Origin of the sequence: Prochlorococcus sp. MIT 1318 (genome assembly GCF_047304505.1) — a bacterium.
Lineage (GTDB): Bacteria > Cyanobacteriota > Cyanobacteriia > PCC-6307 > Cyanobiaceae > Prochlorococcus > Prochlorococcus marinus_D.
Genome location: NZ_CP138958.1, coordinates 1,309,176 through 1,332,994 on the forward strand (window position 1 = coordinate 1,309,176; position 23,819 = coordinate 1,332,994).

The 23,819-nt window shown below is 52.8% G+C and carries 26 protein-coding genes and 1 tRNA gene; 10 read left to right on the plus strand and 17 right to left on the minus strand.

The genetic code is table 11. The features are described 5' to 3' along the window. Positions 1 to 149 precede the first annotated feature (149 nt). The gene (locus tag SIB66_RS06520; protein WP_074160844.1) at positions 150 to 1,223 is read left to right on the plus strand and encodes a carbamoyl-phosphate synthase; all 1,074 of its coding nucleotides are present in this window, start codon (positions 150 to 152) and stop codon (positions 1,221 to 1,223) included. Between the two features lie 274 nt (positions 1,224 to 1,497). On the opposite strand, the gene SIB66_RS06525 is transcribed toward SIB66_RS06520, so the two are convergent. The 3 genes from SIB66_RS06525 to SIB66_RS06535 form a co-directional block, all read right to left on the minus strand. Further along, the gene (locus tag SIB66_RS06525) at positions 1,498 to 1,686 is read right to left on the minus strand and encodes a hypothetical protein (RefSeq protein ID WP_236073734.1); all 189 of its coding nucleotides are present in this window, start codon (positions 1,684 to 1,686) and stop codon (positions 1,498 to 1,500) included. A 429-nt stretch (positions 1,687 to 2,115) separates the two neighbouring features. Continuing rightward, entirely contained in the window at positions 2,116 to 2,322 is a 207-nt protein-coding gene (locus SIB66_RS06530; protein ID WP_041384534.1) for a hypothetical protein, read from the minus strand. Further along, positions 2,323 to 2,583 carry a hypothetical protein gene (locus SIB66_RS06535; protein WP_063396270.1) on the minus strand — a complete coding sequence of 87 codons (261 nt, stop codon included), beginning with the start codon at positions 2,581 to 2,583 and terminating at the stop codon, positions 2,323 to 2,325. A 910-nt stretch (positions 2,584 to 3,493) separates the two neighbouring features. On the opposite strand from SIB66_RS06535, the gene SIB66_RS06540 reads away from it, so the two are divergent. After that, the gene (locus SIB66_RS06540) at positions 3,494 to 5,197 is read left to right on the plus strand and encodes a protein adenylyltransferase SelO (RefSeq protein ID WP_063406393.1); all 1,704 of its coding nucleotides are present in this window, start codon (positions 3,494 to 3,496) and stop codon (positions 5,195 to 5,197) included. 190 nt (positions 5,198 to 5,387) lie between these two features. Here SIB66_RS06540 and SIB66_RS06545 read toward each other — a convergent pair whose 3' ends face one another. From SIB66_RS06545 to SIB66_RS06570, 6 genes are all read right to left on the minus strand, one after another. After that, positions 5,388 to 5,900, minus strand: coding sequence for a hypothetical protein (locus SIB66_RS06545; RefSeq protein ID WP_063406394.1), 513 nt, complete (start codon positions 5,898 to 5,900; stop codon positions 5,388 to 5,390). 21 nt (positions 5,901 to 5,921) lie between these two features. After that, positions 5,922 to 6,047 carry a hypothetical protein gene (locus tag SIB66_RS06550; protein ID WP_268873686.1) on the minus strand — a complete coding sequence of 42 codons (126 nt, stop codon included), beginning with the start codon at positions 6,045 to 6,047 and terminating at the stop codon, positions 5,922 to 5,924. Positions 6,048 to 6,368: 321 nt separating this feature from the next. Beyond that, entirely contained in the window at positions 6,369 to 6,566 is a 198-nt protein-coding gene (locus SIB66_RS06555; protein ID WP_063396273.1) for a hypothetical protein, read from the minus strand. A gap of 90 nt (positions 6,567 to 6,656) precedes the next feature. Continuing rightward, positions 6,657 to 7,577 carry a tRNA glutamyl-Q(34) synthetase GluQRS gene (gluQRS, locus tag SIB66_RS06560; protein WP_063406395.1) on the minus strand — a complete coding sequence of 307 codons (921 nt, stop codon included), beginning with the start codon at positions 7,575 to 7,577 and terminating at the stop codon, positions 6,657 to 6,659. A gap of 88 nt (positions 7,578 to 7,665) precedes the next feature. Next, entirely contained in the window at positions 7,666 to 7,941 is a 276-nt protein-coding gene (locus tag SIB66_RS06565) for an HU family DNA-binding protein (RefSeq protein WP_011130763.1), read from the minus strand. Positions 7,942 to 8,100: 159 nt separating this feature from the next. Beyond that, positions 8,101 to 8,757, minus strand: coding sequence for an MBL fold metallo-hydrolase (locus SIB66_RS06570; RefSeq protein WP_063406396.1), 657 nt, complete (start codon positions 8,755 to 8,757; stop codon positions 8,101 to 8,103). Between the two features lie 77 nt (positions 8,758 to 8,834). On the opposite strand from SIB66_RS06570, the gene SIB66_RS06575 reads away from it, so the two are divergent. After that, on the plus strand, positions 8,835 to 10,904 hold the full coding sequence (locus SIB66_RS06575) for a glycogen debranching protein (protein ID WP_063406567.1): 2,070 nt from the start codon (positions 8,835 to 8,837) through the stop codon (positions 10,902 to 10,904). A 16-nt stretch (positions 10,905 to 10,920) separates the two neighbouring features. Here SIB66_RS06575 and SIB66_RS06580 read toward each other — a convergent pair. After that, positions 10,921 to 10,991, minus strand: a tRNA-Gly gene (locus SIB66_RS06580). A 135-nt stretch (positions 10,992 to 11,126) separates the two neighbouring features. Here SIB66_RS06580 and SIB66_RS06585 point away from each other — a divergent pair. From SIB66_RS06585 to plsY, 4 genes are all read left to right on the plus strand, one after another. Continuing rightward, complete coding sequence (locus SIB66_RS06585; RefSeq protein WP_236070283.1) at positions 11,127 to 12,482, plus strand: MFS transporter; 1,356 nt, start codon at positions 11,127 to 11,129, stop codon at positions 12,480 to 12,482. After that, positions 12,479 to 13,225 (plus strand): MlaE family ABC transporter permease, encoded by a 747-nt coding sequence (locus SIB66_RS06590; protein ID WP_063406398.1) that lies wholly within the window; start codon positions 12,479 to 12,481, stop codon positions 13,223 to 13,225. Before SIB66_RS06585 ends, SIB66_RS06590 begins: the two co-directional genes overlap by 4 nt. 163 nt (positions 13,226 to 13,388) lie before the next feature. Further along, positions 13,389 to 14,420: a DUF3086 domain-containing protein gene (locus SIB66_RS06595; RefSeq protein ID WP_063406399.1), complete on the plus strand. Its 1,032-nt coding sequence runs from the start codon at positions 13,389 to 13,391 to the stop codon at positions 14,418 to 14,420. A 2-nt stretch (positions 14,421 to 14,422) separates the two neighbouring features. Next, a complete protein-coding gene (gene plsY, locus SIB66_RS06600) occupies positions 14,423 to 15,037 on the plus strand; it encodes a glycerol-3-phosphate 1-O-acyltransferase PlsY (RefSeq protein ID WP_063421581.1) in 615 nt (204 codons plus the stop codon). Here plsY and pyrF read toward each other — a convergent pair. From pyrF to SIB66_RS06615, 3 genes are read right to left on the minus strand one after another with little or no spacing between them, the layout of a single operon-like run. After that, positions 15,025 to 15,762: an orotidine-5'-phosphate decarboxylase gene (gene pyrF / locus SIB66_RS06605; RefSeq protein WP_063406568.1), complete on the minus strand. Its 738-nt coding sequence runs from the start codon at positions 15,760 to 15,762 to the stop codon at positions 15,025 to 15,027. The two genes, plsY and pyrF, sit on opposite strands and share 13 nt — an antisense overlap. Before the next feature lie 23 nt (positions 15,763 to 15,785). Then, on the minus strand, positions 15,786 to 17,033 hold the full coding sequence (gene tyrS, locus SIB66_RS06610; RefSeq protein WP_063403616.1) for a tyrosine--tRNA ligase: 1,248 nt from the start codon (positions 17,031 to 17,033) through the stop codon (positions 15,786 to 15,788). 59 nt (positions 17,034 to 17,092) lie between these two features. Further along, positions 17,093 to 17,419 carry a DUF1825 family protein gene (locus SIB66_RS06615; RefSeq protein ID WP_063396279.1) on the minus strand — a complete coding sequence of 109 codons (327 nt, stop codon included), beginning with the start codon at positions 17,417 to 17,419 and terminating at the stop codon, positions 17,093 to 17,095. Between the two features lie 116 nt (positions 17,420 to 17,535). Between SIB66_RS06615 and SIB66_RS06620 the strand changes: the two genes are divergently transcribed. From SIB66_RS06620 to SIB66_RS06630, 3 genes are all read left to right on the plus strand, one after another. Further along, positions 17,536 to 18,261 (plus strand): response regulator transcription factor, encoded by a 726-nt coding sequence (locus SIB66_RS06620; protein ID WP_063406569.1) that lies wholly within the window; start codon positions 17,536 to 17,538, stop codon positions 18,259 to 18,261. Between the two features lie 118 nt (positions 18,262 to 18,379). Next, complete coding sequence (locus tag SIB66_RS06625) at positions 18,380 to 18,976, plus strand: GIY-YIG nuclease family protein (protein ID WP_236070284.1); 597 nt, start codon at positions 18,380 to 18,382, stop codon at positions 18,974 to 18,976. 38 nt (positions 18,977 to 19,014) lie between these two features. Then, the gene (locus SIB66_RS06630) at positions 19,015 to 20,487 is read left to right on the plus strand and encodes a leucyl aminopeptidase (protein WP_063406570.1); all 1,473 of its coding nucleotides are present in this window, start codon (positions 19,015 to 19,017) and stop codon (positions 20,485 to 20,487) included. A 304-nt stretch (positions 20,488 to 20,791) separates the two neighbouring features. Here SIB66_RS06630 and SIB66_RS06635 read toward each other — a convergent pair whose 3' ends face one another. The 4 genes from SIB66_RS06635 to lpxA all read right to left on the minus strand — a co-directional run bounded on the left by SIB66_RS06635 (position 20,792) and on the right by lpxA (position 23,814). Next, complete coding sequence (locus SIB66_RS06635; RefSeq protein ID WP_063406401.1) at positions 20,792 to 21,004, minus strand: hypothetical protein; 213 nt, start codon at positions 21,002 to 21,004, stop codon at positions 20,792 to 20,794. A 112-nt stretch (positions 21,005 to 21,116) separates the two neighbouring features. Next, positions 21,117 to 21,788, minus strand: a complete 672-nt coding sequence (gene msrA, locus SIB66_RS06640; RefSeq protein ID WP_063406402.1) for a peptide-methionine (S)-S-oxide reductase MsrA — start codon at positions 21,786 to 21,788, stop codon at positions 21,117 to 21,119. Further along, a complete protein-coding gene (gene lpxB, locus SIB66_RS06645; protein ID WP_063406403.1) occupies positions 21,785 to 22,963 on the minus strand; it encodes a lipid-A-disaccharide synthase in 1,179 nt (392 codons plus the stop codon). Before lpxB ends, msrA begins: the two co-directional genes overlap by 4 nt. Further along, on the minus strand, positions 22,963 to 23,814 hold the full coding sequence (lpxA, locus tag SIB66_RS06650; protein ID WP_063406404.1) for an acyl-ACP--UDP-N-acetylglucosamine O-acyltransferase: 852 nt from the start codon (positions 23,812 to 23,814) through the stop codon (positions 22,963 to 22,965). Before lpxA ends, lpxB begins: the two co-directional genes overlap by 1 nt. Between the last annotated feature and the right edge of the window lie 5 nt (positions 23,815 to 23,819).

Below are 23,819 nucleotides of genomic sequence, written 5' to 3' on the forward strand. Positions count from 1 at the left end.
CTCAATTCCAATTAGAAGAAAAGTACTGTTTCCCTAGCGAGATTAATCGTTGAGGATCTTAGTGCAGCCAATCCAACGACTGCCTCACGCTCTGCTTTCAAGCCAGTTTTAAAAGCAATATGAGCTGAAGTTTTAAGCGCTCTATCCCAGTGCAGCGTTCGATTCGTCTCTCCTTAACCCTTACCGGTGCTGCGGCTCTTGCCTTAGCTAGTTCTCCTATACAGCCAGTCGCTGCTCAAGAAGAAGACGGCAGTGCAGCAGATCTGGGGGTGATGGAGATCAACCTCAAAGATTCTGTTCAGTTCAACTGGGGTTTTCAAGGAGCACTACAAGGAGCAGGCACACCCAATCAAGCCGGCATTGGTGGGTTCCTTCCAATCGCTGTAGGCGAGAACAGTGTGTTCTTTGCTGATGTGCTGCTCAACGCCAACTTTGCTGATTACGACGGCAATAGCAGCATCATCAATACAGAGGTTGCTGGTACCACGATCAGCACCTCCTCAAGACTTGGTTATCGCTGGCTGAATAGCGACCGCAACTGGATGTATGGGCTGAATGCTGGTTATGACAGCCGCCCGATGAATACCGGTAATGCTGAAACCGGGTTGGATGTCACTGGTAAGCGTGATGTCTTCTTTCAGCAGGTTGCTGCAGGTTTAGAAGCAGTCTCTGAGAGCTGGAATTTCAATGCCTATGGCTTGTTTCCAGTTGGCGATACCGAGCAGGTCCTGAATGACCGTTACCGCGGTGGTGCCTTAAGCACCTACGGCTTGGATGTTGGTTATGCAATTACCCCTGAGTGGGATGCCTCGATTGGTTACTACTACCAGCATGGTGATGACCTCACAGAAGACGATGGGAATGGTGTCCTCGCCACTCTGGCCTATGAAATCACCGATGGTTTAACGCTTGGCGTCAAGGTTTCCTATGACGAAGCCTTTGATACACGCGTTTCAGGCAACATTGAATATCGCTTTGGCAGCAACACATCATCTACAACAACAGAAAAGAAAGCCTGGAAGACACCAGTGATTCAATCACTCACAGAATCAATCAAACACCGTGATGTAAGAGTTCATGATGCGAATAAGATACTAAGCCAACCATGCAAGGGCCAAAAGCTAACTAAGAACACTCAGGTGAATGGTATAGCCTATCATTGTACAAAAGCAATAAAAACTACGTTCGCTCAATCAGATACTAACTGGACCTACAAGTACTGATCTACCCAAAGGAATTGGACGAAGAACACACCTTTCAACTAAGTTCCGGCAAAACCCTAGCAAGGCGCCAGTAAAAATGCAGCTCTTACAATCTTCATTAAGACCGCCAATACTGCCTAATTAGCCATCCGATGCCTGGCGCATTCTTGCCAATAAGTTGCTTACAAAGGTGTGCAGTTGATCGAAGCTAACTCTGGCAACATTCACTGGGCACGACAAAACTAGCCATCAACTTCTCGCCTCTAATTAATACCTATATCTCCTCAACTCACTCTCAGAATCTGAACTGAATATCACCATCTCTGATTCCATTGGCCCTGCGGAACTTCACCGCACCCTGATGCCAATCCTCGGGGATTTGATTAAGCCTTACATCCCAATCCCATGGCAATCGTTGTTGGCCTGGTGAAACCTTCTTCTGCTTGCTTCTAGTTCTTGAATGACTGACTAGCCGTTTGAGCATGCGACTACCCCAGTGGCACTTGGGAGCAGCTTTGCCGTGATGGCGATAGCGCTGGCAGAAACGCTCATAGCGCCTGGCACATCAATTCAATATTGACGAAAGATTTAAGAAGACTGAGTAACATTAACTGATTCTATCAGTTTTCAGGCTGTCGTATCAGCTTTATTCAATTCAGTCGATTCTTAAACTCATCAACTTTAGATTGAACTATAGAAGATCTATTAGTCAAAATATGATAACAAAAAACGAACACGCTTCATACACTCACCTTTTTCGTTGATTAAGAACCCAATAGAGGAGTAGCATCGAAACACGACACTCCTCACACAAGTTTGTCGGTATGGGCGCTGCTCGATGAGGGCGCCTTTTTCATGGTTTTGACGTGCCTAGCAATGAGCCTTAGACGAGGGAGTGGCGTCAGCTGTGTGTTTAGTCTTGCTCTTCCTCTACAGCATCAAGTACACGCGATGCCCATATCGCATCAATGATCGCTAGCAGGGAACCGGATGCATAGAACACACGCCAGAACTGTTCATCAGACATGACCGAGAGGGTGAGCATGAGCACGCACAGCACGACATCGATCACAACTGCTCGCCAGATCATCCTTGGTTCCCAAAAGGGCTTTTTGTCCACTTAGTTCCTGTATTTGTTATCTGGGCTTACGGGGTTAACCACCTTGGTATCACAGGTGAAGCCTCCATCCGCGTTGGCAGTGCAGTTCTCTGCATCAATGCTGGTCTGTTCATTGACCAGCGGCTGGTTGCTCTTGCGCCGGAAGTACACGTCACTCTCTTGAGACTGTGAAACCAATTGCTCTGACTGATTGCTGCATGCCATCGCAGGGGTGCACATCAGAACTGCTGCCGCTGCAGCGGTTGTCAACGAGCGAACCATGTCTTGGTGATTGCGTCAGGCGCAGCCTAGTGACGATTCAACGGAGACGGAAAGGGGGCACAGTGTCAATTTTGGTCAGACAAAAAAAAACAAAATCCTGTTAAAGGTCGTGACCAAACCGGCTGCCCCCTTGCTAACGGTGGAGTGCACCCCCCTAATCGCTACGCATCTCAGGGAAACAGCTGGTAATTCGGATCAGTTCCCTTACTTGCTCTTGATCGTATGAAGACAAGGTTGTCCCAGGTACCCCACTACCTTCTACTAGCCCTGCCGCTTTCATTTTTTTCCTGATCAGAGCCTTCCTCTCAGAGCTCGTCATCGCTTTGAAGCGTGCTCTTCTCTCTTGTTTACCCATAGGGTGTAGACCTTAGCGGCGATGGGAGACAGGTCTTCTCTCTGTATACGGTGGCATTCAAATCAAAAGGCTTCTCCTTCAGGCATCCCACACACCAAGCACCAAGCCAGTACCCCCGATAACGAATCGGGCGGGTAAGGGCTGGCTTCAGCAGACAGAAGGCAATTGCATTGCTATATCTAGAAGTGCTGTTTAAGCATGAGTGAGCTGGATGATTCTCCACTACATTCTTTTTGATATCCCTCCTTTCTTTTGGAACGTTCTTCTTGCAGGCTCAATAGTGTTATTTGGTGCAACGTGTTCCCGCATCCTGTATGTGAAGACAGCACACCTCTACCCACCAAAAAAGCAAAGGGCTTAAAGCTATTAGAAGAGTAATCGCTGAATACTAAGGTGGGTTGATGCCTAGACCAGGCTTAGCAGCCCACTGCAGCAAAACGAATTACAAGAAAACACACAAGAGAAGTTCCTTGGGCGCAACGTTTTTGCTTAAACGCTGGTGTTCAAAACACATAGAGGACCCTTGCCGGACCTCCTAAGTCACTTTTAACAAGAATGTCGCATCCATCTGAATCATCTGCTGCTCCCTGCATAACGACAGTCGATGAGTTTGAGAAGCTGGCGGATTATTCTCTGATGGATAGCTTAAATACTGACCCTGATTCCACGGTAGACGGTGATGATCACCTTGCCCGACAAGTTTTTTCGGGTCATTTCGTACCTGTAACACCCACGCCGCTTAAAAACCCAGAATATGTAACTCATAGCAGCACATTTTTTAATGAACTTGGCTTGAACAACGAGCTGGCGTTTAATGAAAATTTTTGCAAGTTATTTTCAGGTGATCTCTCTGCTACGCGTGAGCCTATGCGACAGGTTGGCTGGGCAACTGGTTATGCACTATCGATTTATGGCAGAGAATACACCCAACAATGTCCATTTGGCACTGGTAATGGATATGGCGATGGCCGAGCGATATCTGTATTTGAAGGAATCATTAATGGCAAACGCTGGGAAATGCAATTAAAAGGTGGTGGTCCAACGCCTTACTGCCGTGGTGCCGACGGACGCGCAGTACTACGTTCAAGTGTGCGTGAATTTCTAGCGCAAGAATATATGCAGGCCTTAGGTGTTCCAACATCGCGTTCGTTAACACTCTATGTTTCTAAATCTGAGACGATTACCCGGCCTTGGTATTCTCAACACTCTCAATCCACCGACCCTGATATTTTGGTGGAAAATTCGGTGGCAATTTCAACTCGCGTCGCACCATCCTTTTTACGAGTTGGTCAACTGGAATTATTTGCGCGGCGCGCTCGCAGCAATACTCATCCAAGAGCATTAGAAGAGTTGCGCATGATTGTGTCGCATTTAATTGAACGAGAATACAAAAATGACATTAATCAAAACCTTTCTTTTACAGTTCAATTGGTGGAGTTGGCGCGGCTATTTCGTGATCGCCTTACTTTATTGGTAGCAAATTGGCAACGCATTGGCTACTGCCAAGGCAATTTCAACAGTGACAATTGCGCAGCAGGTGGCTTCACCATCGACTATGGACCATTTGGATTTTGTGAAATCTTTGATCCAGCTTTTCAGCCTTGGACTGGCGGCGGCGAACACTTTTCATACTTCAATCAGCCAATCGCAGCGGAAGCAAATTATCATATGTTTTGGAAATCTTTAAGGCCGCTACTCGAAGAAGATGCTAAAGCCTTAAAAGAGTTTGACCAAGTTCGTGATGGCTTTGAAAAAGCCATGGATAAACAAATCCAAAAAATGTGGGCAGCCAAGCTTGGCTTGAAAGAATACAACTCCAATCTATTTGAGGAATTATTGCAATTAATGATTAATTCAAAAGTGGATTACACCATCTTCTTTCGCGAGCTATCTAATATACCAAATGATTTATCAGCATTAAAAAAGAGCTTCTACATCCAAACTTCACAACAAATCGATGAGCGATGGAAATCTTGGCTGCAAAGCTGGCGCGACCTCCTCCTTAACAACGGCAATTCAACAGAGACATCAAAAATCATGAAACTTACTAATCCAAAATATACTTGGCGAGAGTGGTTAATTGCCCCTGCCTATCAGCAGGCCGAAGAGGGCAACTATTCCTTAGTGAAAGAGCTGCAAGAAGTGCTAAGCCATCCTTATGATGAGCAATCAAAAGAAATAGAAGACAACTATTATCGCCTAAAACCTAAGGCATTCTTTAATGTTGGTGGCATATCGCACTATAGCTGTTCATCTTGAGGCCAAATAAAAACTAAACCATTGGAATCATAAATTTCATGCGAGAAAAAGCTTTAGTCATTGACTCACAAAAAAGCAGTGACTTCATTATCAGTGAGCTGATGGATCTCGACCCAGAATTGAAAGTCTATTCAAGTCATTGATAGGTAGCCGCCCACAAGCAGAAAATGAAATCACCTCATCAGCTGAATCATCTAGCAGTAATCGGCCCAATCACGTTGCTATTAGTTCGATTCACATTCCCATCACTTGTAGAAACAGTCAGGACGGCCATCAGAGAACGTCCTAGATCGTCGCTTCCAAGCTGATAGGTGGTTTCAGAAGCGTTCGCTAAAAGCTGCCAATGTCCGTTACCTTTGCGGCGATACCAGTGAATGTGAACCGATTCAATGGCGTCACCATCCAGCATCAGGTCCGCCTTCAGCAGTTGCCCTTCAAAAGCATCTCCTTCCAAAACAAAACGACTTAAACCTTCGATGTTTTGCTCGACCTGCTCTTCAGACTTTTGATCCTCTGAAATACGGCCTTCTAAAACATGAATCTGTTCCTGAGGGGAAGCAGTTAGCCCAGGAACGCACTGAAGACTGCCATTCTCAAGTCGGCATCCGGGCAGCATGCCTTGTGCCTGAGCTCCCTGCCATCCCAGGCTTAAAGCCACCAAAGACATAACGGAAACGCACTTTATGCGAGAGGTGGGGCTCATTGATTCCAACTGAATGTCACTTCACGTTGGCAGCCCCAAGCCGATGGTCAATGCCTTCTCATCAACTGATGCCAGATGATTGCCCCGCACCCGCATCACACCAACCAGCGCCCTCTGATTGAGTGAAGATCGAGAATCCAATGCCATCGCGACTCACCTGGCGAGGCACTCTTCTTCTTGCTTCTAGTTCTTTCTTGTAGCTGCTCACAAGCGTTTTGAAAATCCGGCCAACCTAGTGGCAATTAGAAACACCCTTGGCGTGCATAGAGATACCACTGGCGAAAGCGTTTAAAGCGATTGATCGCACCACTGAGCGTTGTCAATAACATCAAGGAACTAGAGCTCAATTGACCGAAGCTCTCAACTCATACTTGTCTTAATGCACAACATTGATGTATTGATCTACCTTCCCCTTTCTTAAGGGAGCTGCATAATCTTAATCGCTTGCAAAAACTTAAATAATCTCAATCAGCTCACCACAGAAGCAGCCATAGGAGTCTTGATCGTCTGTTCTGCTTGAAGATCTCCACCTGGAGACTGCAGCGCGTAACCAGTGTTCAGCTCTTCTATGACGCTCCCCTGGCCAAGACAGTCCAAGCAGGTACGAAACCTCAGGTGACTGATGCGTTGAATGCCACTACCTCCGCAGTTAGGGCAGATCGACATTGATTATGTGCATTAAGTGGCCATTTATTTTCATACATTTTTGCGCTTCTGATCCCGAAGGCTTCGTTAAGAATTGGAGCCGTTGCGCCTTTAAGGTTTCAGCACGCTTTTCAAGACCCCCTCCTTCTTCTTCAACTCACTCAACAACTCCCCTGCCGTGAGTTCAGCACCAAAAGGGACAAGGCTCTGGCTAGCAGCAAGCCAGCCCACCACATGAGAAGGCCCTAGTCCCTCGGAACGCAGGCTGTCCAAACCAGCATGTCCCTTTCGCTTGGCCAACTTTCGGCCTTGGTCATCACACAACAACGGCACGTGGCGATAGATCACAGGCCGCTCTGAAATCGCATTGATCAAAGCGAGCTGTGCATTCATGGCGTCAAGCAAATCTTCACCGCGTACCACCTCGCTAATCCCGAGAGTCAGTTCATCAACAACCGTCGCCAAGTGATAAGCGATAAAACCATCAGCGCGCCGCAAAATCACGTCCCCACTGGTATGGGAGAACTCTTTGCTCACCCTTAAACGCCAACTGGGCAGCCTGCCCTCATGCCACCCCCAAAACAGCTCCAGATCTCGACACGTGCCTGGGTAAACCAAGTGCCGCCCAGCTGGTGCTGAGATGTCAGCCAACATTCGCCGGCTACATCGACAGGCATACAACTTCCCCTGACGCCGCAGAGCCGAGAGGAAAGAGTTGTAAAGCCCACGGCGGCGGCTCTGAAACACCACGGGGCCATCCCAATCAAGGCCTAGCCAGTGCAAATCCTGCTGGAAGCTCTCAACCGCTCCCACACGATTGCGAGGCTGATCCAGGTCATCTACCCGCAACAGCCAAGCCCCATTAGCCAAGCGCGCTTGCAACCAAGACACCAGAGCAGTGCACAGATTGCCCAGGTGTAATGGTCCCGTCGGAGACGGGGCAAACCGGCCGCGATAGCCCTGATTCCTAAGGCGCTGCCCCGCTTCCATCTGCTCATACAGATGATCAGGCAGTTCAGAGGACGTGGCCATTGAATCAATGGAAGGAGCCCTGACTCAGTAGGCCCACAAATAAAAGGCGGCCGTGACGACCGCCCGACTGCAAACAAGGGCTAAACAATCAGCCCTGAACGCGATCTTTGAACATCTTTCCTGCGGTAAAAGCGGGAACACGCTTGGCAGGGATTTTGATCTTCTGCCCTGTCTTGGGGTTCAGACCCTGACGAGCGGAACGATCACGAGGCTCAAAGGATCCGAATCCAAGGATGGAGACCTTCTTCCCCTCCACTACGGAATCGATAATGGTATCGATGGCAGCATCCACCACCAAGGAGACATCTGTTTTCGTTAGCTCAGTACGGGCTGCGACGAGGTTGACCAGGTCAGCTTTGTTCATAGGAAAGGGGTGATGGTACGGAAACTGTTCAGTGACAGAGCAGAAGACGAAATCCGTCCCTGCTATCCCGATTCGCGCTAATCGTATGGACTCAAGCCGCTGCCGGCAACCGAAAGGGACCGTGGCGCAACGCTTTATACGAAAATTGAACAATTTGATTCACTGATTTGCCTGCAATTCCCAGGCATCCCATGGGGCCAATTTCTTTCCTCGGAGGGGCCCAAGGGGAGCACCAGAAGCCAGTACAGGCCTTGAGTCTGAAGGAATCCATTGGCGCAATTTTTGCAAGCTTCTGAGCTGGCGAGGCCAATGAAAAGTCCGCCGATGCGCCAATGGAGCCAATTGAACAAACGCGACAGGAATCAATAAACGTCCACAGAAAAGTACGTTCCAAGGATCAGGAGCAAAAACCACGCAGCTCCCTGGTGTTGGCCCAGGCGTCCAAAGCAGCCGCAGCCCCGCAGCGGTGGTGTGTTGATCAGCAAAGCTGTCCAGCGAAGTCAGCCCGGGCAGGAGATAAGCCTCCTGCTCCTGCACCAAGACAGGCCATCCGAGTGCATCCTGAAACGCACGCACCCTGCCATGCCCCTCTCGACTGGTCAGCAAGATCCGGGCCGTGCGCCCCGAGGCGAGCTGTTTTAGAGCCTCAAGAGTGGTTGTCGTTAAAGGCGGACAGTCGATTAAGACGGGTTCGGGGTCACATCCCAGCCACCATGCTGTCCCCCCGTCACAGTCTCGATTGGGTGGGAAAACCCAGAGGGGCCCGCTCAGCTGCTCTGGAGGATTGCCCGACTCCAATGCTTGGGACAACGTCATGACATTGTGAAACGGGCTGAACTTCTTCGCTTGTGCCCAATGCTTTCTGCCTCGCCGCAGACACAGCTGTAAGCAAGATGCATCTCGGCACTCCTTGGCCCCTGGGCAGCACGATCACAACACGAGGTGTCAATTTCTCTGTGGCCGCCCCAACTGCAAAGCGCGTGGAGCTGCTGCTGTTTGCCGATGCAAATGCCACGGAACCAGAACACATCCTCGAGCTCCAGCCTTGCCATCGATCCGGCGACTACTGGCATGTTGAGGTGGAAGGATTGAAAACTGGCTGCTGTTATGGCTATCGGATCTTCGGCCCCCACAACCCTGGCAGCAATAGCTTTCACCCCTCCAAGGTGCTGCTTGATCCCTGCACAAGAGCCATCAGTGGCTGGGACATCTATCAAAGAGAACAGGCCAAGGGATCGTCGCCCAATATCCAAGCCTGCCTAAAGGGAGTGGTGTGCGAACGAGAACATTTTGACTTCGCATCCCATCCACGCCCCAGGACCCCATGGAACCGCAGCGTGATCTACGAACTGCATGTAGGAGGGTTCAGCAGCGGCAAGAAGTCAGAGGTAACACCTCAGCGCCAAGGCACCTTCCTGGGACTCATTGACAAACTTCCCTATCTGCGACAACTGGGTATCACGGCCATAGAGCTGCTACCTATTTTTGCTTTCGATCCCTCTGATGCGCCAATGGGGCGGGACAACTACTGGGGCTACAGCCCTCTGAACTGGTTCACTCCCCATCCCAAATATGTTCATGGTGACGATCCATTGAAGGCTCGCCAACAAGTCCGCGAGCTGGTTGCGGCCTGTCATGACAAGGGTATTGAAGTCATCCTTGACGTGGTCTACAACCACACCACAGAAGGCAGCCTTGATGGCCCCACACTCAGCTGGCGAGGCTTCAGCGATGCTCTCTATTACCACCAAAACGACAGTGGCGAATACCTGGATGTAAGTGGTTGCGGCAACAGCATCGCTGCCAATCGTCCAATCGTGAGGCAGCTGATTCTCGAGTCGATGCGTTGCTGGGCCATCGAACTAGGAGTCGATGGCTTCCGCTTCGATCTAGGGATCGCCCTGAGCCGAGGCGAAGGCCTAAAGCCGCTCGAACACCCTCCCCTATTTGAAGAGATTGAAGCTGATCCAGAGCTCAGCGATTTAAAACTGTTTAGCGAACCATGGGATTGCGGTGGCCTCTATCGACTCAGCGATTTCCCAGCACAACGAATCGGAACATGGAATGGCCATTACCGAGATGACCTACGTGCCTTCTGGAAAGGAGACGAAGACAGCGCCTGGAGGATGGGACAACGCCTAAGCGGAAGTGCTGATCTCTACAAAGGTGAACCAGCTCCGCTGGGACGTTCCCTGAACTTCATCACTGCACACGATGGCTTCACCCTCAATGACCTGGTGAGTTTCAACCGCAAACACAATCTCGCCAATGGAGAGAGCAACCGCGACGGTGAAAATCACAACAACAGCTGGAACAACGGCATTGAAGGCCCCTGCAGTGACCATGCCGTGCAGGCCCTCCGCCATCGCCAGATGCGCAATCTGATCGCCACCCTGCTGCTTTCAAGAGGAGTGCCAATGCTTTTGATGGGAGATGAAGTGGGCCGCAGCCAGGGGGGGAACAACAACAGCTGGTGTCAGGACAACCCGCTCGGCTGGATGCTCTGGAACCCTGAACAATGCGATATGGATTTGCACCTCTTCGTCAGCAGGCTGCTCATGATTCGCCACCAACTTTCGGAACTCTTCTCTCCCATCAATCACCCCCCTGAAGAAATGCCCGTACGTCTTCAGCAGAGTCCAGACGATCTCTGGCTGCAATGGCATGGTGTTGAGATCGACAAGCCCGATTGGGGCAGCTGGTCCCATACCATCTGCTACAGCCTGAATCGAGGCTTCAGCGGTGCGGTGATGTGGATGGGCTTCAACGCCTACAGCAAAGCCATGCACTTTGATCTGCCGGAACCGACTTCTGCCTGGCACCGCATCCTGGACACAGCACGTCCTAGCCCTGATGATCTACCCGCAAGACCTCATGCATGGACTTCAGAGGACATTGATCTGCAGAACCGCAGCATGTTGATCTTGCTGGCAGAGGAATACGCCTCAAAACTCAAGCTCTAAAAGGCAAAATCAAAAAAGCGGGCGGCGGGAATCGAACCCGCGTCATCAGCTTGGAAGGCTGAGGTCTTACCACTACACAACGCCCGCACTAGTACTGCAGAACCATCACGATAGACGAAGTGGGTCTGCGGTTCAGTGCCCCTGCATTATGACCTTGCGCATCCCCCTTTTTGCAGCTTGACGATTTCCACAGCGCTTCAAGAGGGATCACGCCGCCGGCTGATGATCTCCTATGGCCTTGGCGATGCAGGCACCGGGCTGGCAGCAACTCTGCTCGGCTTCTACCTCTTCGTGTTTTTTACCGGGACCGCCGGGCTGCCTGCCATTGTTGCCGGCTCACTGCTGATGGTGATCAAGCTCTGGGATGGGATCAATGACCCAATGATCGGCTGGCTGAGCGATCACACCCAAACTCGTTGGGGCCCAAGGATTCCCTGGATGCTTGGCGCAGCACTCCCCCTAGGCATCAGCCTGGCTGCCATGTGGTGGGTTCCTCCCGGAGACGTTGCCCAGAAAACGATGTATTACATCGTGATGGCGATTCTGCTGATGACCGCCTACACCAGCGTCAATCTGCCTTACTCCGCCCTCTCCACAGAGCTCACAGAAGACACATCTGTGCGCAACCGTCTCAACGCAGCCAGATTCACCGGATCAATCATCGCTGGTGCAAGCGGCTTGATTGTGACGCCTTTACTGCTGGTCAACGGTGCCAACGGTTACTTGGCCATGGGCCGCATCACCGGCACAATCGCAGCTTTAGCCACCCTCGCCTGCTGCTGGGGGTTGGCCCCTTTCACAAAAACCGCCAGGCGCCCCCGTTGCCATCACGAGCCCCTACGTCGACAGCTTGTGAGGATCATCAGCAACAGACGCTTCCTCAAAGTTCTGGGGCTTTACCTGTTGCTCTGGTGCGCTTTGCAGTTGATGCAGCCAGTTGCTCTGATTTACCTGGTTCAGTTGATGCGCGTACCCGCAGAACTGGCCACCTGGATGTTGCTGCCCTTCCAGCTCTGCGCCCTGATAGGCCTTCAGGTCTGGAGCATGTATGCCAATCGCCATGGGCGCATCAGGGCCCTGTGCTGGGGTGGGTGTCTATGGATCGCTGCTTGTGTTGTTTCGATGCTGCTCCCCCCTCTCTCCGCTGATGCATCCCTCGCCAACCTCTGGCCTACAGCCGGCACTGATGGTCTGAGATTGATGGCTTTGTTGGCCACCATTGGCATGGTGGGGTTTGGAGCCGCAAATGCTTATCTGATCCCTTGGTGTCTGCTACCAGATGCAATTGATGCTGACCCTGACAAGCCAGCAGGCCTCTACACCGCCTGGATGGTGCTAGTTCAGAAAATCGGTATTGGTGTGAGCATCCAACTACTCGGCATTCTGCTTTCACTGTCTGGCTATCGCTCAGTGGTAGAAGCAGGCGGAGCACTGAGCTACTCGAATCAACCCGAATCCGCTCTGATCACCATTCGCATGTGCATGGGATTGATTCCCGCAGTACTTGTGGCGTTGGGTCTTGTGGTGATGCGAGGCTGGCCCGAAAGGAACTCTCACAACCAGGCAGCCATGTCATGACGACTCCTCGCTGGCTGAAGCGACTGGGCAGCAGCCTCATCATCGGAGGCCAGGCAGTGGCAGCCACCGCCCGAGGTCGTATCAACAAGCTCGACCTGTTTGATCAGCTGATGGAGGCCGGTCCAGGCAGCTTCCTGATTGTGCTGATCACAGGCTTAGCCGCAGGAACGGTCTTCAACATCCAGGTCGCCGCAGAGCTGAGCAGACAAGGTGCTGGATCCACGGTCGGAGGGATTCTCGCCATTGGGATGGCAAGGGAAATCGCCCCTCTGCTCACCGCCACGCTGCTCACTGGCAAGGTAGCCACGGCCTATGCAGCTCAGCTGGGGACCATGAAGGTCACTGAACAGATCGATGCCATCACCATGTTGCGAACCGAACCGGTTGAGTACTTGGTGGTTCCAAGAGTGATCGCCATGGTGGTCATGGCACCGGTGCAATGCATGCTGTTCTTCGGCATAGCCCTCTGGAGCGGCCAGATCAGCAGCACCAATCTTTATCAAATTCCACCAGAGGTCTTCTGGAATTCCGTGCGCACCTGGCTGACTCCGGATGATTTGCCATTCATGCTGATCAAATCATTGGTTTTCGGCCTTCAGATTGCTGTTCTGGCTTGCGGGTGGGGCCTCACAACGCGTGGTGGTCCAAAAGAAGTTGGCACCAGCACCACTGGCGCTGTTGTGATGACCCTGGTCACAGTGTCTTTGATGGATGTGTTGCTCACCCAGATTCTTTTCAGCTGATGTCATCAAGGCCCACAAGCAAACGCATAGCTATTGACAAATCCTGCTTGCCCCCATATCACCCCCAAATCAGTGATGGGTTTAGATCGGCCCTCTCTCATTAACTCCCCAAACAGACCCAACATCTCTCCTGAGAGCAAGACCACCACTGCCTGCCTGGTTCATGCCTGAAGCCGACCTCCCCCTCCGAAAACAGTCCCCCCCCGCGCAGACTTCTCCTGAACAGCTATCGCCTGAACAGCCTTCTCCTCAACAGCTATCGCCTGAACAGCCCTCGCAGAACTCAGCAGACTCTCAATCCGATCTCCTAGCTGCTCCTCAAGACAAACCAGATCTTGCTCCACTCCTGCAAGTGGCCTTGACGGAGCTGCAGCAACATCGCGATCAACTCGAAGCAGAAATCAAAGACCTCTCCAACCGCAAATCCCAACTGGAAAAGGAGCTCAGCAGTTCCTTCGCTGGCCAGTCCGATGCTATTGCCAGGCGGGTCAAAGGCTTCCAGGACTACCTCACAGGCGCTCTACAAGACCTGGCCCAATCAGTGGAGCAACTTGAACTAGTTGTGCAGCCTGTTGTGGTCCAACCTTCTCCCCTAGACCAACCCAAGTCAACGCCCGAAGCAGCCGCTCAGGACAACGCGCTAGCTGTTGCTGACACCTTTAAACCAGACGAAAGCCTGATCCGTGAATGTCTGGAGCAATTTCTAAGTCAACCAGACTTCTACGCCGATCCTTGGAAATTGCGACGCAGCCTTGATCCCAGGGACAAAGAACTTCTAGAAGACTGGTTTTTCAATCAGGGTGGGCGAGGAGCACAGCCAAGCAGGAACAGCCGAACACGCAACATCCTTGTGGCTGCAGCCCTGATTGCCATCCTCGGTGAACTCTATGGCGACCGATTCCAAAGCCTGGTGCTTGCCGGCGAACCAGAGCGGCTTGGCGAATGGCGACGTGGCCTTCAAGATGCTCTAGGCCTCGCTCGAGAAGACTTCGGCCCTAGCAGCGGCATTGTTCTTTTTGAACGCAGCGAAGCTCTTGTAGAACGCGCCGATCGACTTGAGGAACGAGGGGAAGTTCCCCTAATCCTGATTGATGCAGCCCAACGAAGCGTAGAGATCTCCGTGCTTCAGTTCCCGCTCTGGCTAGCCTTTGCAGCTGGGCCGCAAGAACGGTTCGAAGACGAAGAACTGCTCTGATGATGTTCAACTCTCTATTTGGGAGTCTTCTCTCCCTAATTATGGGATATCTGCTCGGTTCAATACCCAGCGGATATCTTGCAGCCCAATGGCTGGCAGGAATCGACCTGCGTGAGAAGGGTTCTGGCTCAACCGGGGCCACCAATGTGCTGCGCCAGGTAGGGAAAGGTCCTGCCCTGGCCGTTTTCCTTATCGATGTTGGCAAAGGCACAATCGCCGTACTTTTTGCTAGGGCACTTGAGCTGGATGATGGCTGGCAAGTTGCGGCAGGTCTAGCAGCCTTGGCAGGTCACATCTGGCCTGTGTGGCTGGGATGGAAAGGTGGCAAAGCTGTCGCAACAGGTCTTGGGATGCTGCTAGGCATCTCCTGGCCTGTAGGGCTGGCCTGTTTCGGCATCTTCCTCACTGTGCTGAGCTTCAGCAGGATCGTGTCGTTATCGAGCATCATCGCCGCCCTCAGCTTGCCGTTGCTGATGATCTTGCGCTTTCAAGGCAACTCACCGCCGGCGTACATGGCGGTGGCCTTTGCCGCCATGGCATTGGTGGTGTGGCGACACCGCTCCAATCTGCAACGCTTACTGGCGGGCACCGAACCTCGCCTCGGTCAGTCCAGCTGACGCTGTTCAATCTCAAAGCAGCAGCGTGCAAACGCCTCTGCCGGATCAACAGCACGGGTAATCGGCCTGCCAATCACCAAACGTGAAGCTCCTGCATTCAGCGCCGCTGCAGGACTCATGACCCTGACCTGATCCGCCAATTCAGCCCCCGAGGGGCGAATACCAGGAGTCACCAACTCAAATGGCGAGGGATGAAGTCGGCGTAAGCCGCTGACTTCCCAGGGAGAACACACGCAGCCGCCCAACCCTGACTCCGCTGCCAACTCAGCCAACCACTCCACCCTGGCCTGAAGAGACTGAGGAATGCACAGCTCATTCGCTAGACGCTTCTGATCCCAACTGGTGAGCACAGTGACGGCCAACAGCCGGGGTGCTGACAAGCCAACCTCCGCAGCCCCCTCGCAAGCAGCAGTCTGAGCTTCAGCAAGGGCAGCACGGCCAGCACAGGCATGCACCGTGATCAACTCAGCGCCAAAGCTCGCCGCTCGGCGACAAGCTCCTGCCATGGTGGCAGGGATATCGTGAAACTTGAGATCAAGAAAAATCCGCAACCCTTGCTCCCGTAGATCAGCCAAAACCTCTGGCCCCGCACTAACAAACAGTTCCAGGCCCACCTTGACCCAACTGACCTCTGGCAACTTTGAGCTGAATGCAAGGGCCTCAGCCCGCTCCATGCCATCAAGAGCAATGATCAGTTGATCGGCAGGAGTCAATGGCGAGGTCATCACAGTAGGGGTTGGTCCTTCACTCAACGCGTCAAACGACGAAAGGTTTTCTTGCCCACTTGCAGCACCTTGCCCATCAGCAGGCTGGAGTCAGTGAATTCCAAATTGGGATCGGTAATTTTTTCGCCATCCAGGCGTACCGCACCACCCTTGATTTGACGCCGAGCCTCGCTACTGCTCGCACAAAGGCCAATCGCACTTAGCAGATAAAAGGCCTTGGCCGGAAAATTCACATCCGAAAGCAACGCTTCTGGCACAGATGCAGCGTCATCTTGAGAGCCGGAAACCAATCTGGCTGCATCATTCTGGGCTGCTTCAGCCGCCGCGATGCCATGACGGCTGGCCGTGACCGCAAGAGCCATGGCCTTCTGCCGTTCACGCGGATTGACAGGTAAAGCTTCAGGGTCGAGATCGGTAAGCAAAACCACGTAACTGCTGACAAGGGCATCAGGAACCTTCTCCAACTTGGAATACATGGAAAGGGGGTCCTCATTCAGTCCCACAGTGTTAGAGAGACTCTTGCTCATCTTCTGCACCCCATCCAGGCCAGCCAAGATTGGGAGTAGGAGCCCAAACTGAGGGCGCTGATCGAAATGACGCTGAAGATCCCGCCCCATGGCGACATTGAATTTCTGATCAGTCCCCCCAAGTTCAACATCTGCCTGCACCGCTACCGAGTCGTAACCCTGCAAGAGGGGATACAGAAACTCATGCAGAGCTATCGGAACACCTGAGCCATACCGATTGCCAAAGTCTTCTTTAGCCAGCATTTGCCCAACCGTGGCAGTGCCCAACAAACCAATCACCTCGGGCAAATCCAAGTCAGCCAACCACTCAGTATTACGTCGCACTTCCAGGCGCCCAGGGGTTGTGAAATCGAGCAGCGCTCTTTCCGCTGACTGCCCCTGACCCAGCTGGGCAAGATAGGTTGTCGCATTGGCCTCAATCTGCTCAGAGGTGAGCTGCACTCTGGTGCTGCTCTTGCCGGTTGGGTCACCGATTCGTGCAGTGAAATCACCAATAATCAAAACTGCTGTATGGCCCGCATCCTGAAAAGCTCTGAGTTTGCGAAACAGGATGCTGTGTCCCAGATGGATATCACGACCAGTGGGATCAATACCAAGCTTGACCCTTAGGGGCCGGTTTTGTTCTCGAGCCTCATCAAGACGAGTCGCAAGTTGCTGATCAGCATCCCCCCATTGGCCTGAAGGGAACAAGTCAACCATGCCCCGCTCCAACCAGGCCGGCATGGTGATCGGCGTCTCCGGCATCGTTAGAGGATCTCTAGCTGAGCGGATCGTACGGGTAGCGAGTCAGCCAGTCATCACTTTCAGCCAGAGTCCTGCTCAAGCTCTGTCTTCATCCGGGTCAAGGTTTGATTCATCTGCTCAAACATCTGTTCAGGCGTAATCCCGAACTGGCCCAACTGAGTGCGCAGCTGTTCAACAGTCATCTTTGCTTGAAAATCCTCGGAGAGCTCAAAACGCTTCATAAACACGCGATAGCGCTGCATCAACTCCTCCATGGTGTCGATGAACTTTTTTTTACCCTCCCGATCAAACTTTCCATATTCAGAACCGAGTTGCATCAGCTGTTGATAGTCGGTGAACAGCCGCTTGGCCTCCTCCTGAACAATCTCCGATTCAAAGAAGGCCATGAACGCCCTGGGCTTGTTGGTTGGAATTGTGCAAAATTCTCGCCGTCAGAAACAGTGCGGATCAACGTAATCTCCACAATGAGGCTCTAACCGCTCCTGTTACCTGGTTGCAACCAGTGGACATCACTCCCCGGATCTCTTCTCTCCAGAAAACAAGTCAACAAAGCCATCCCCTACTACGTCGCAGTCGCACTGTTGTCGCCACAGCCGATCGCGTCTTAATCACAAGTTGGGTGGGCTGGTTTGATTGTCTGGGTCCCCTAGTGGGCGCTGCAACCGGTGAGGACGAGACCCTCAGTTGCCTGAAAAGCTCTAATGCAGATCTCCTGATCTGCACCGATCTACTGGAGAGCGGGAATGGCCCAAGCCTGGTCCGGAAAGCAAAACAGCTCAAGCCTGATCTCAAGGCCCTGATGCTGATTCAACGACCTGTATTACGCACCCTGCTGGATGCAATCGAAGCCCATTGCGATGGCCTCTGTGCCCATGAGCTCGTCGGCAGTGGCACCCTGCTAGCAGCTCTAAGCGCAATCGAAAGCGATGGCACCTACTTAGACAGTGTGGTTGCAGGAGTTTTACGTCACGGTCGTCTCGGCAATGGCAAGACCAGCCGCCAAGTCGACAACCTCAGCTTGCGCGAGGGAGATGTGCTTCGAGGAATCTGTAAAGGGATGAGCAATCAGAACATCGCCGATGAGCTCTATCTCTCGATCGATACGGTCAAGAGCCATGTGCACAACCTGCTGCAAAAATTGCCAGCACGAGATCGCACCCATGCTGTGGTGGTGGCTTTTCGTGATGGGCTGGTGGAGTTACCTCAAAGACTGCCACGTTGGCAATAACGCTGCCTTCAATGACTCGGTAACGTTCCCTCAATGAGCGATCCCCAAAGGGTGATTGGCATCTTGCACTTTGAGCCAACAAGCGCAGCTCCAAAGCTTCCGCAAAGGTGATCAATCGATGCAAACCGCGCGTGGTCAGGGCCACCTATTCACAAACCAAGTTCCATCCGCAGGGCTCGCCCCCCGCCAGGAGCTCATTCTTAGCCGCGACCTTTTACAAAGCTGGCAGAGGCGCATTCAAGGCCATCAAGCCGGTCTATTCCAAGGCGAGCCAGACATCGCTCGGCAGAGCTCGCTGTTTGATAGCGATCACGAAACAGTCATCGACCAATTGAAGCCCCTCAAGCTCACCCCTCTCCCCCTGAGCTTCTGGCGCTGGCCTAACAGCCCTCACCATGGCCCAGCCGTTTATCTGGTGATGGACCGCCCATCAGGCCTCAACACTCCTTTATTGCTTTATGTGGGCGAAACGATTGCTGCAGATCGCCGCTGGAAGGGTGAGCATGATTGCAAGGCCTACCTTGCGGCCTATGCCGAAGCCCTTGCCAAGGCAGGACTAACAAACCAGCTCAGCATCCGTTTTTGGAGCGATGTTCCCGAGAGCACCAAAGCTCGTCGAAAGCTCGAGCAACAATTGATCCAGCGCTGGCTGCCACCGTTCAACAAAGAAACAAGAGCTCGCTGGAGCACCCCGTTCACAGCTGAATGCAGCTAAACGGCACGGCTAACATCGCGCCACCTCATAAACATCCCATGGAGATTTGCCTTTTTCCAGCAACCTTGCAGAGCTGGACTGGCGATGTGCTCATGGTGGGCATGTTTGAGGGAAAGATGGAGGAACGTTTAAACGAGCTGGAAACACTCTGCAAAGGCTCTCTGATGCAGAGCCTTGAGAAGCAGATGTTCAAAGGCAAAACTGGAGAAATCGCCACCGTTCAACTGCTCCAAAACAAGCCAAACCTGCTGGTGCTCGTAGGGCTCGGAGAACCCCAGAACATCAGGCTTGACGACCTTCGCAAGGCCGCTGCCCTGGGAGCGAAAGCAAGCCTCGGATGCAGTGGAACCCTGGGGATGATGCTCCCCTGGGAGCCCTTAGATGCGGCATCTGTCGCAAGGGCCGTCGCAGAAGCCGTTCGCCTTTCCCTCTATAAAGACCTCCGCTTTCGCAGTGCTCCTGAGCCCCGCTCTACGCCAACAAAACTGGAGCTCATTGGTCTGCCCGACTCAGCCGGCAAAGATCTTCAAGCCGTTCACCCCACCTGTGCGGGAGTGGAGCTAGCAAGGCAGCTGGTTGCGGCTCCTGCCAACAGTCTTACCCCTGCGGCCCTCGCCCAAACAGCGATTCAACTTGCCCACGAACACGGCCTTGAGTGCACTGTGCTGGAGCGGTCTGACTGCGCCGAACGGGAAATGGGTGCCTACCTAGCAGTCTCTCAAGGTTCTGATCTGGAGCCAAAATTCATTCACCTCACCTATCGCCCCCAAGGACCAGTTCAACGACGACTGGCCCTTGTAGGCAAGGGACTGACCTTCGATTCCGGTGGATACAACCTCAAAGTTGGAGCTGCCCAGATCGATCTGATGAAGTTCGATATGGGCGGCAGCGCAGCTGTACTTGGAGCCGCCCGAGCGATTGCAGAACTGCGACCCAAGGGAGTGGAAGTGCATGTGATCGTTGCAGCCTGCGAAAACATGGTGAATGGATCCGCTGTCCATCCAGGAGACATCGTGCGGGCCTCTAACGGCACCACCATCGAGATCAACAACACCGATGCCGAAGGCCGTCTGACCCTTGCCGATGCACTGGTATATACCTGCGGACTTGAACCAGACGCAATCGTGGATTTAGCAACCCTTACAGGGGCTTGCGTTATCGCACTTGGAGAAGAGATCGCTGGCCTTTGGACAGCTAATGATCCCCTGGCTGAGGGCCTAACCGCTGCCGCCGAGGCGGCCGGAGAAGGCCTGTGGCGCATGCCATTGCCAAGCTCCTATCGAGAGGGTCTCAAATCCAACCTCGCTGACCTCAAGAACACAGGGCCTCGTCCTGGCGGATCAATTACCGCGGCCCTTTTCCTCAAAGAGTTTGTTGAAGCCTCCATCCCATGGGCCCACATCGACATCGCCGGAACGGTCTGGTCTGAAAAGGGCCATGGCCTCAATCCATCTGGTGCCACCGGCTACGGGGTTCGCACTTTGGTGAATTGGATTTGTAGTCAGTCTTGAGTCAAGAGGCTTTGCATTCAACTCAGCGAAAAACCAGCTGAAGAAGGAATCACAACACGAGTAGACCGTTGATCGCTCAAGGTCGCGCAGGGTTGGCAATGCTCATACCTAGAGCTAGCAACCTATCCAGAAGATTGATCAGCAAAGAGTTTTCGCTTGCTTGATCAGAATCGGGGCCCTTGATTTTGATGCGGGATATTGAGCTGGCTTGACTGACGACAGTCATTGACCTGGTATTCCATAGTGATCTGATCAAAGAAGCTTTGAGCATCAAAGCCAGAGGGAGAAGGAAAGACCGTCTAACTCATGAGGCGGCAGCATTCATCGCCCCATTCCTGGCATGAATCCTCTCTGAAAGCGAAAGGGTCTTGGGGGATTCCAACGCATGAATCTGCCAACGTGCTCGTTCAGAAAAAGATTCCAAAACCCTTTCCAAGTCATCGGAAGCCTGCTTCGGAGAAGGATACGGGCCAACATGCCGAGTCACTAGTCCATCCTTAACGGTCAGCAGATACATACATCTCCTACTTAAATCTCCAGTAGATGTTAAGCAGCTTTTTCAGCAGAAGGGATGGGTGGAAACCCGCATCTTCACTGCGAACTACCCGATTCCATAGGTCATCCTGATTTTATTTTTTCCTTAGATTTGCTTGATCTGGGCGCTGCCATGGCAAGCCGGTTCGTGCTCTGTCACCCCATAGCTGATCTAGCCGGCGGTCGCGACCACAGCTGTATCGATAGAAGTTGTATTTGATGCTATTGAGCTCTGCGTAATTCTGGTGGTAATCCTCAGCCAGCCAGAATTCAATTAAAGGTTTGATCTCAACTCTCAGATTGCTCATGGGATGGGCCAGCTCCACAGCCGCAGCATCAGCACTCTCACGAGCCTCGCTGGCCTGCTGGTCATCTCGGGTGAAGATCACAGGTCGATAAGAGTCACCTTGATCACAAAATTGGCCATCTCCATCAAGCGGGTCAACATTGCGCCAATAGCTGCGTAATAGCTCTGCATAGCTGATTTGAGCGGCATCAAATCGCACCCGTACGGCCTCTTGATGACCTGTGGTCTTAGAGCTCACCTGGCGATAAGTGGGGCGAGGCAAATCACCACCTGTGTAACCACTCTCAGCAGAAATCACACCGGTTAATCCCTCCAGATCATGCTCAAGACACCAGAAGCAGCCCCCGGCAAAAACGGCTTCCTCGACTGACGCCAAAACTTGAAGCGGCAAGCCAAGTAAGGCAACACAGAGAAAGATGGCAATCCACCATCTCCTCAAAGGTCGAAACGTTGTCTTCATGTCTTGGTTAAATCAAGGATTTCCTTGGCTGCCCTATCGGTAACACCTGGAACGCCAAGCGTCTGCTGCAATCGCCGATAGCCCTCGAGCATCTCATTGCGCTGGGCAGGATCCTCCAATAAAGGGATAGCTGCCTGCACAAGTGCTTCTGCAGTCAACTCATCCTGTAGTAATTCCGGCACAAGCCGTTCCTTCAGCAACAGATTCACCGGCGAGATATGGTCCACCCGAAAGCGCAAAAAGTGTCGAGCCACAAATGCTGTGATCCGACTCACCTTGTAGCCCACCACCTGGGGAACACCACGCAAGGCCAGCTCCATATTGACGGTGCCTGATTTACCGAGGGCAAGATCCGCCGCCGCATAAAGCATTGGTTTGAGTTCATCGGCCTGCTGAGCCGAAAGCACTCGCCCTCGAACTGCCGCTGCATCAAGAGCCTCCTGCAAAGACATCTCAAAACTTGCTAATCCTGCAGGAACAATCACCTGAAGGGATGGGTCACGCTGCTGAAGCAAAGCTGCTGCCTTGGCGAGAGTGGGCATCAAGTAACGAAGTTCCTGTTGCCGGGAAGCCGGTAAAAGCAACAACAATCTTTGGCCAGGCTTCAAGCCAAGCCGCTCACGCGCCTGCTGACGATCAGGTAACACACTCACCGTATCGAGTAATGGATGACCGACCCAAGTCACCTTTGCTCCCCGCTGGGAATAGAACTCAGCTTCAACCGGAAAGATCGCCAAAATTCTGTCGGTGAAACTCAGCAGCTGAGTGGTGCCGCCATCGCCAAAACGCCAAGCCCATTCCTGAGGAGCGATGTAGTAAATGATCGGCACCCTGGGAAACCAGCGCCGCAACTTGTGCCCCAAACGCACGTTGGCCCCCATGTAATCGATCAGCACCACGGCATCGGGTGGTCGCTGCTTGAGCACGTGATCCACCCGAGACTGAAGTCGCAAAGTAGGGAGCACCAGAGGCAGGGCCTCCCAAAGTCCAATCGCACCCATCGGAGCCGTATCAGCAAGCAGTTCTGCACCAGAAGCCTGCATGCGGGGACCTCCAAGGGCCATCAACTCAAGCGGTAAGGAACGCCGTTCAACCTCCCTTTGGAGAGCTTGAATCAAGAGACTTCCCTGCAAATCACCAGAGACCTCGCCAGTGCTGATCAGCAGGCGCACCATCAGCGACTCAAAGACATCGCGGGCATAGGACCGCGACGTCCCTTCTCAATCGAGGCCTCGAGAAAGGCACAGAGGTGTGCAGCCGCTGGCATCAACTGCTCTTGTCGAGCAAGCCGCAACCCCTCAACAAAGACATGGTCAGATCGAAACAGCAGATTCCAAATCTCCTGCAACTGGCCAAGCTCTCCTCCCTCTTGAGTCTTCAGACCACTGCGCCGCAGGCCAACGCGATTAAGGCCCCTCAATCGACCTGGATGCCCTTCGGCGAGGCAGTACGGGGGTACATCACGATCAACCCTTGTCATACCTCCAACCATGGCAAGACTGCCAATGTGAACGAATTGGTGAATTCCTAAGCAGCCGCCGATCACGGCCCGGTCTTCGACCACGACATGACCAGCCACTTGAATGCCATTCGACATCACAATCCCATTGCCCAGCTCACAGTTGTGACCAAGGTGGCAATAGGCCATCAACAAGTTTTGATCACCGATCTTGGTCTGTTCACCTTCCTCCGTGGCCCGGTTGATGGTGACGCATTCCCTAATTGTGTTTGCATCGCCAATCACCACCTCTGTGGGGGCACCGCGATACTTGAGGTCCTGTGGCTCAAGACCAAGGCAGGCGCCGGGGAAAACCCGGTTATTGGCGCCAAGGGTCAAACGGCCATCGAGCACCACATGGGGACCAATCCAGGTATCAGGACCAATCTTCACTTCAGGTCCAATCACTGCTCCCGGCCCAACAATGACACCGGAAGCGAGCTCAGCACGAGGATCCACCACAGCCGCAGGGTGAACCTGAGCCTTTTTTTCGGCAGTGATCGCTGAGAGTTTGCCCACCTCGCTCATGATCC

Excerpts from the sequence above, each read along its gene's own strand:
- SIB66_RS06550 (WP_268873686.1), bottom strand. The coding sequence starts at position 6,047 with ATGGCATTGGATTCTCGATCTTCACTCAATCAGAGGGCGCTGGTTGGT.
- SIB66_RS06635 (WP_063406401.1), bottom strand. The coding sequence starts at position 21,004 with ATGTATCTGCTGACCGTTAAGGATGGACTAGTGACTCGGCATGTTGGC.
- SIB66_RS06555 (WP_063396273.1), bottom strand. The coding sequence starts at position 6,566 with ATGTCGATCTGCCCTAACTGCGGAGGTAGTGGCATTCAACGCATCAGT.
- SIB66_RS06525 (WP_236073734.1), bottom strand. The coding sequence starts at position 1,686 with ATGCTCAAACGGCTAGTCAGTCATTCAAGAACTAGAAGCAAGCAGAAG.
- SIB66_RS06535 (WP_063396270.1), bottom strand. The coding sequence starts at position 2,583 with ATGGTTCGCTCGTTGACAACCGCTGCAGCGGCAGCAGTTCTGATGTGC.
- SIB66_RS06615 (WP_063396279.1), bottom strand. The coding sequence starts at position 17,419 with ATGGCCTTCTTTGAATCGGAGATTGTTCAGGAGGAGGCCAAGCGGCTG.
- SIB66_RS06565 (WP_011130763.1), bottom strand. The coding sequence starts at position 7,941 with ATGAACAAAGCTGACCTGGTCAACCTCGTCGCAGCCCGTACTGAGCTA.
- tyrS (WP_063403616.1), bottom strand. The coding sequence starts at position 17,033 with ATGCCGGAGACGCCGATCACCATGCCGGCCTGGTTGGAGCGGGGCATG.
- SIB66_RS06545 (WP_063406394.1), bottom strand. The coding sequence starts at position 5,900 with ATGAGCCCCACCTCTCGCATAAAGTGCGTTTCCGTTATGTCTTTGGTG.
- SIB66_RS06630 (WP_063406570.1), top strand. The coding sequence starts at position 19,015 with ATGGAGATTTGCCTTTTTCCAGCAACCTTGCAGAGCTGGACTGGCGAT.
- SIB66_RS06570 (WP_063406396.1), bottom strand. The coding sequence starts at position 8,757 with ATGACGTTGTCCCAAGCATTGGAGTCGGGCAATCCTCCAGAGCAGCTG.
- msrA (WP_063406402.1), bottom strand. The coding sequence starts at position 21,788 with ATGAAGACAACGTTTCGACCTTTGAGGAGATGGTGGATTGCCATCTTT.
- SIB66_RS06595 (WP_063406399.1), top strand. The coding sequence starts at position 13,389 with ATGCCTGAAGCCGACCTCCCCCTCCGAAAACAGTCCCCCCCCGCGCAG.
- SIB66_RS06540 (WP_063406393.1), top strand. The coding sequence starts at position 3,494 with ATGTCGCATCCATCTGAATCATCTGCTGCTCCCTGCATAACGACAGTC.
- SIB66_RS06575 (WP_063406567.1), top strand. The coding sequence starts at position 8,835 with ATGCATCTCGGCACTCCTTGGCCCCTGGGCAGCACGATCACAACACGA.
- lpxB (WP_063406403.1), bottom strand. The coding sequence starts at position 22,963 with ATGGTGCGCCTGCTGATCAGCACTGGCGAGGTCTCTGGTGATTTGCAG.
- lpxA (WP_063406404.1), bottom strand. The coding sequence starts at position 23,814 with ATGAGCGAGGTGGGCAAACTCTCAGCGATCACTGCCGAAAAAAAGGCT.
- gluQRS (WP_063406395.1), bottom strand. The coding sequence starts at position 7,577 with ATGGCCACGTCCTCTGAACTGCCTGATCATCTGTATGAGCAGATGGAA.
- pyrF (WP_063406568.1), bottom strand. The coding sequence starts at position 15,762 with ATGACCTCGCCATTGACTCCTGCCGATCAACTGATCATTGCTCTTGAT.
- SIB66_RS06585 (WP_236070283.1), top strand. The coding sequence starts at position 11,127 with ATGATCTCCTATGGCCTTGGCGATGCAGGCACCGGGCTGGCAGCAACT.
- SIB66_RS06625 (WP_236070284.1), top strand. The coding sequence starts at position 18,380 with ATGCAAACCGCGCGTGGTCAGGGCCACCTATTCACAAACCAAGTTCCA.
- SIB66_RS06590 (WP_063406398.1), top strand. The coding sequence starts at position 12,479 with ATGACGACTCCTCGCTGGCTGAAGCGACTGGGCAGCAGCCTCATCATC.
- plsY (WP_063421581.1), top strand. The coding sequence starts at position 14,423 with ATGTTCAACTCTCTATTTGGGAGTCTTCTCTCCCTAATTATGGGATAT.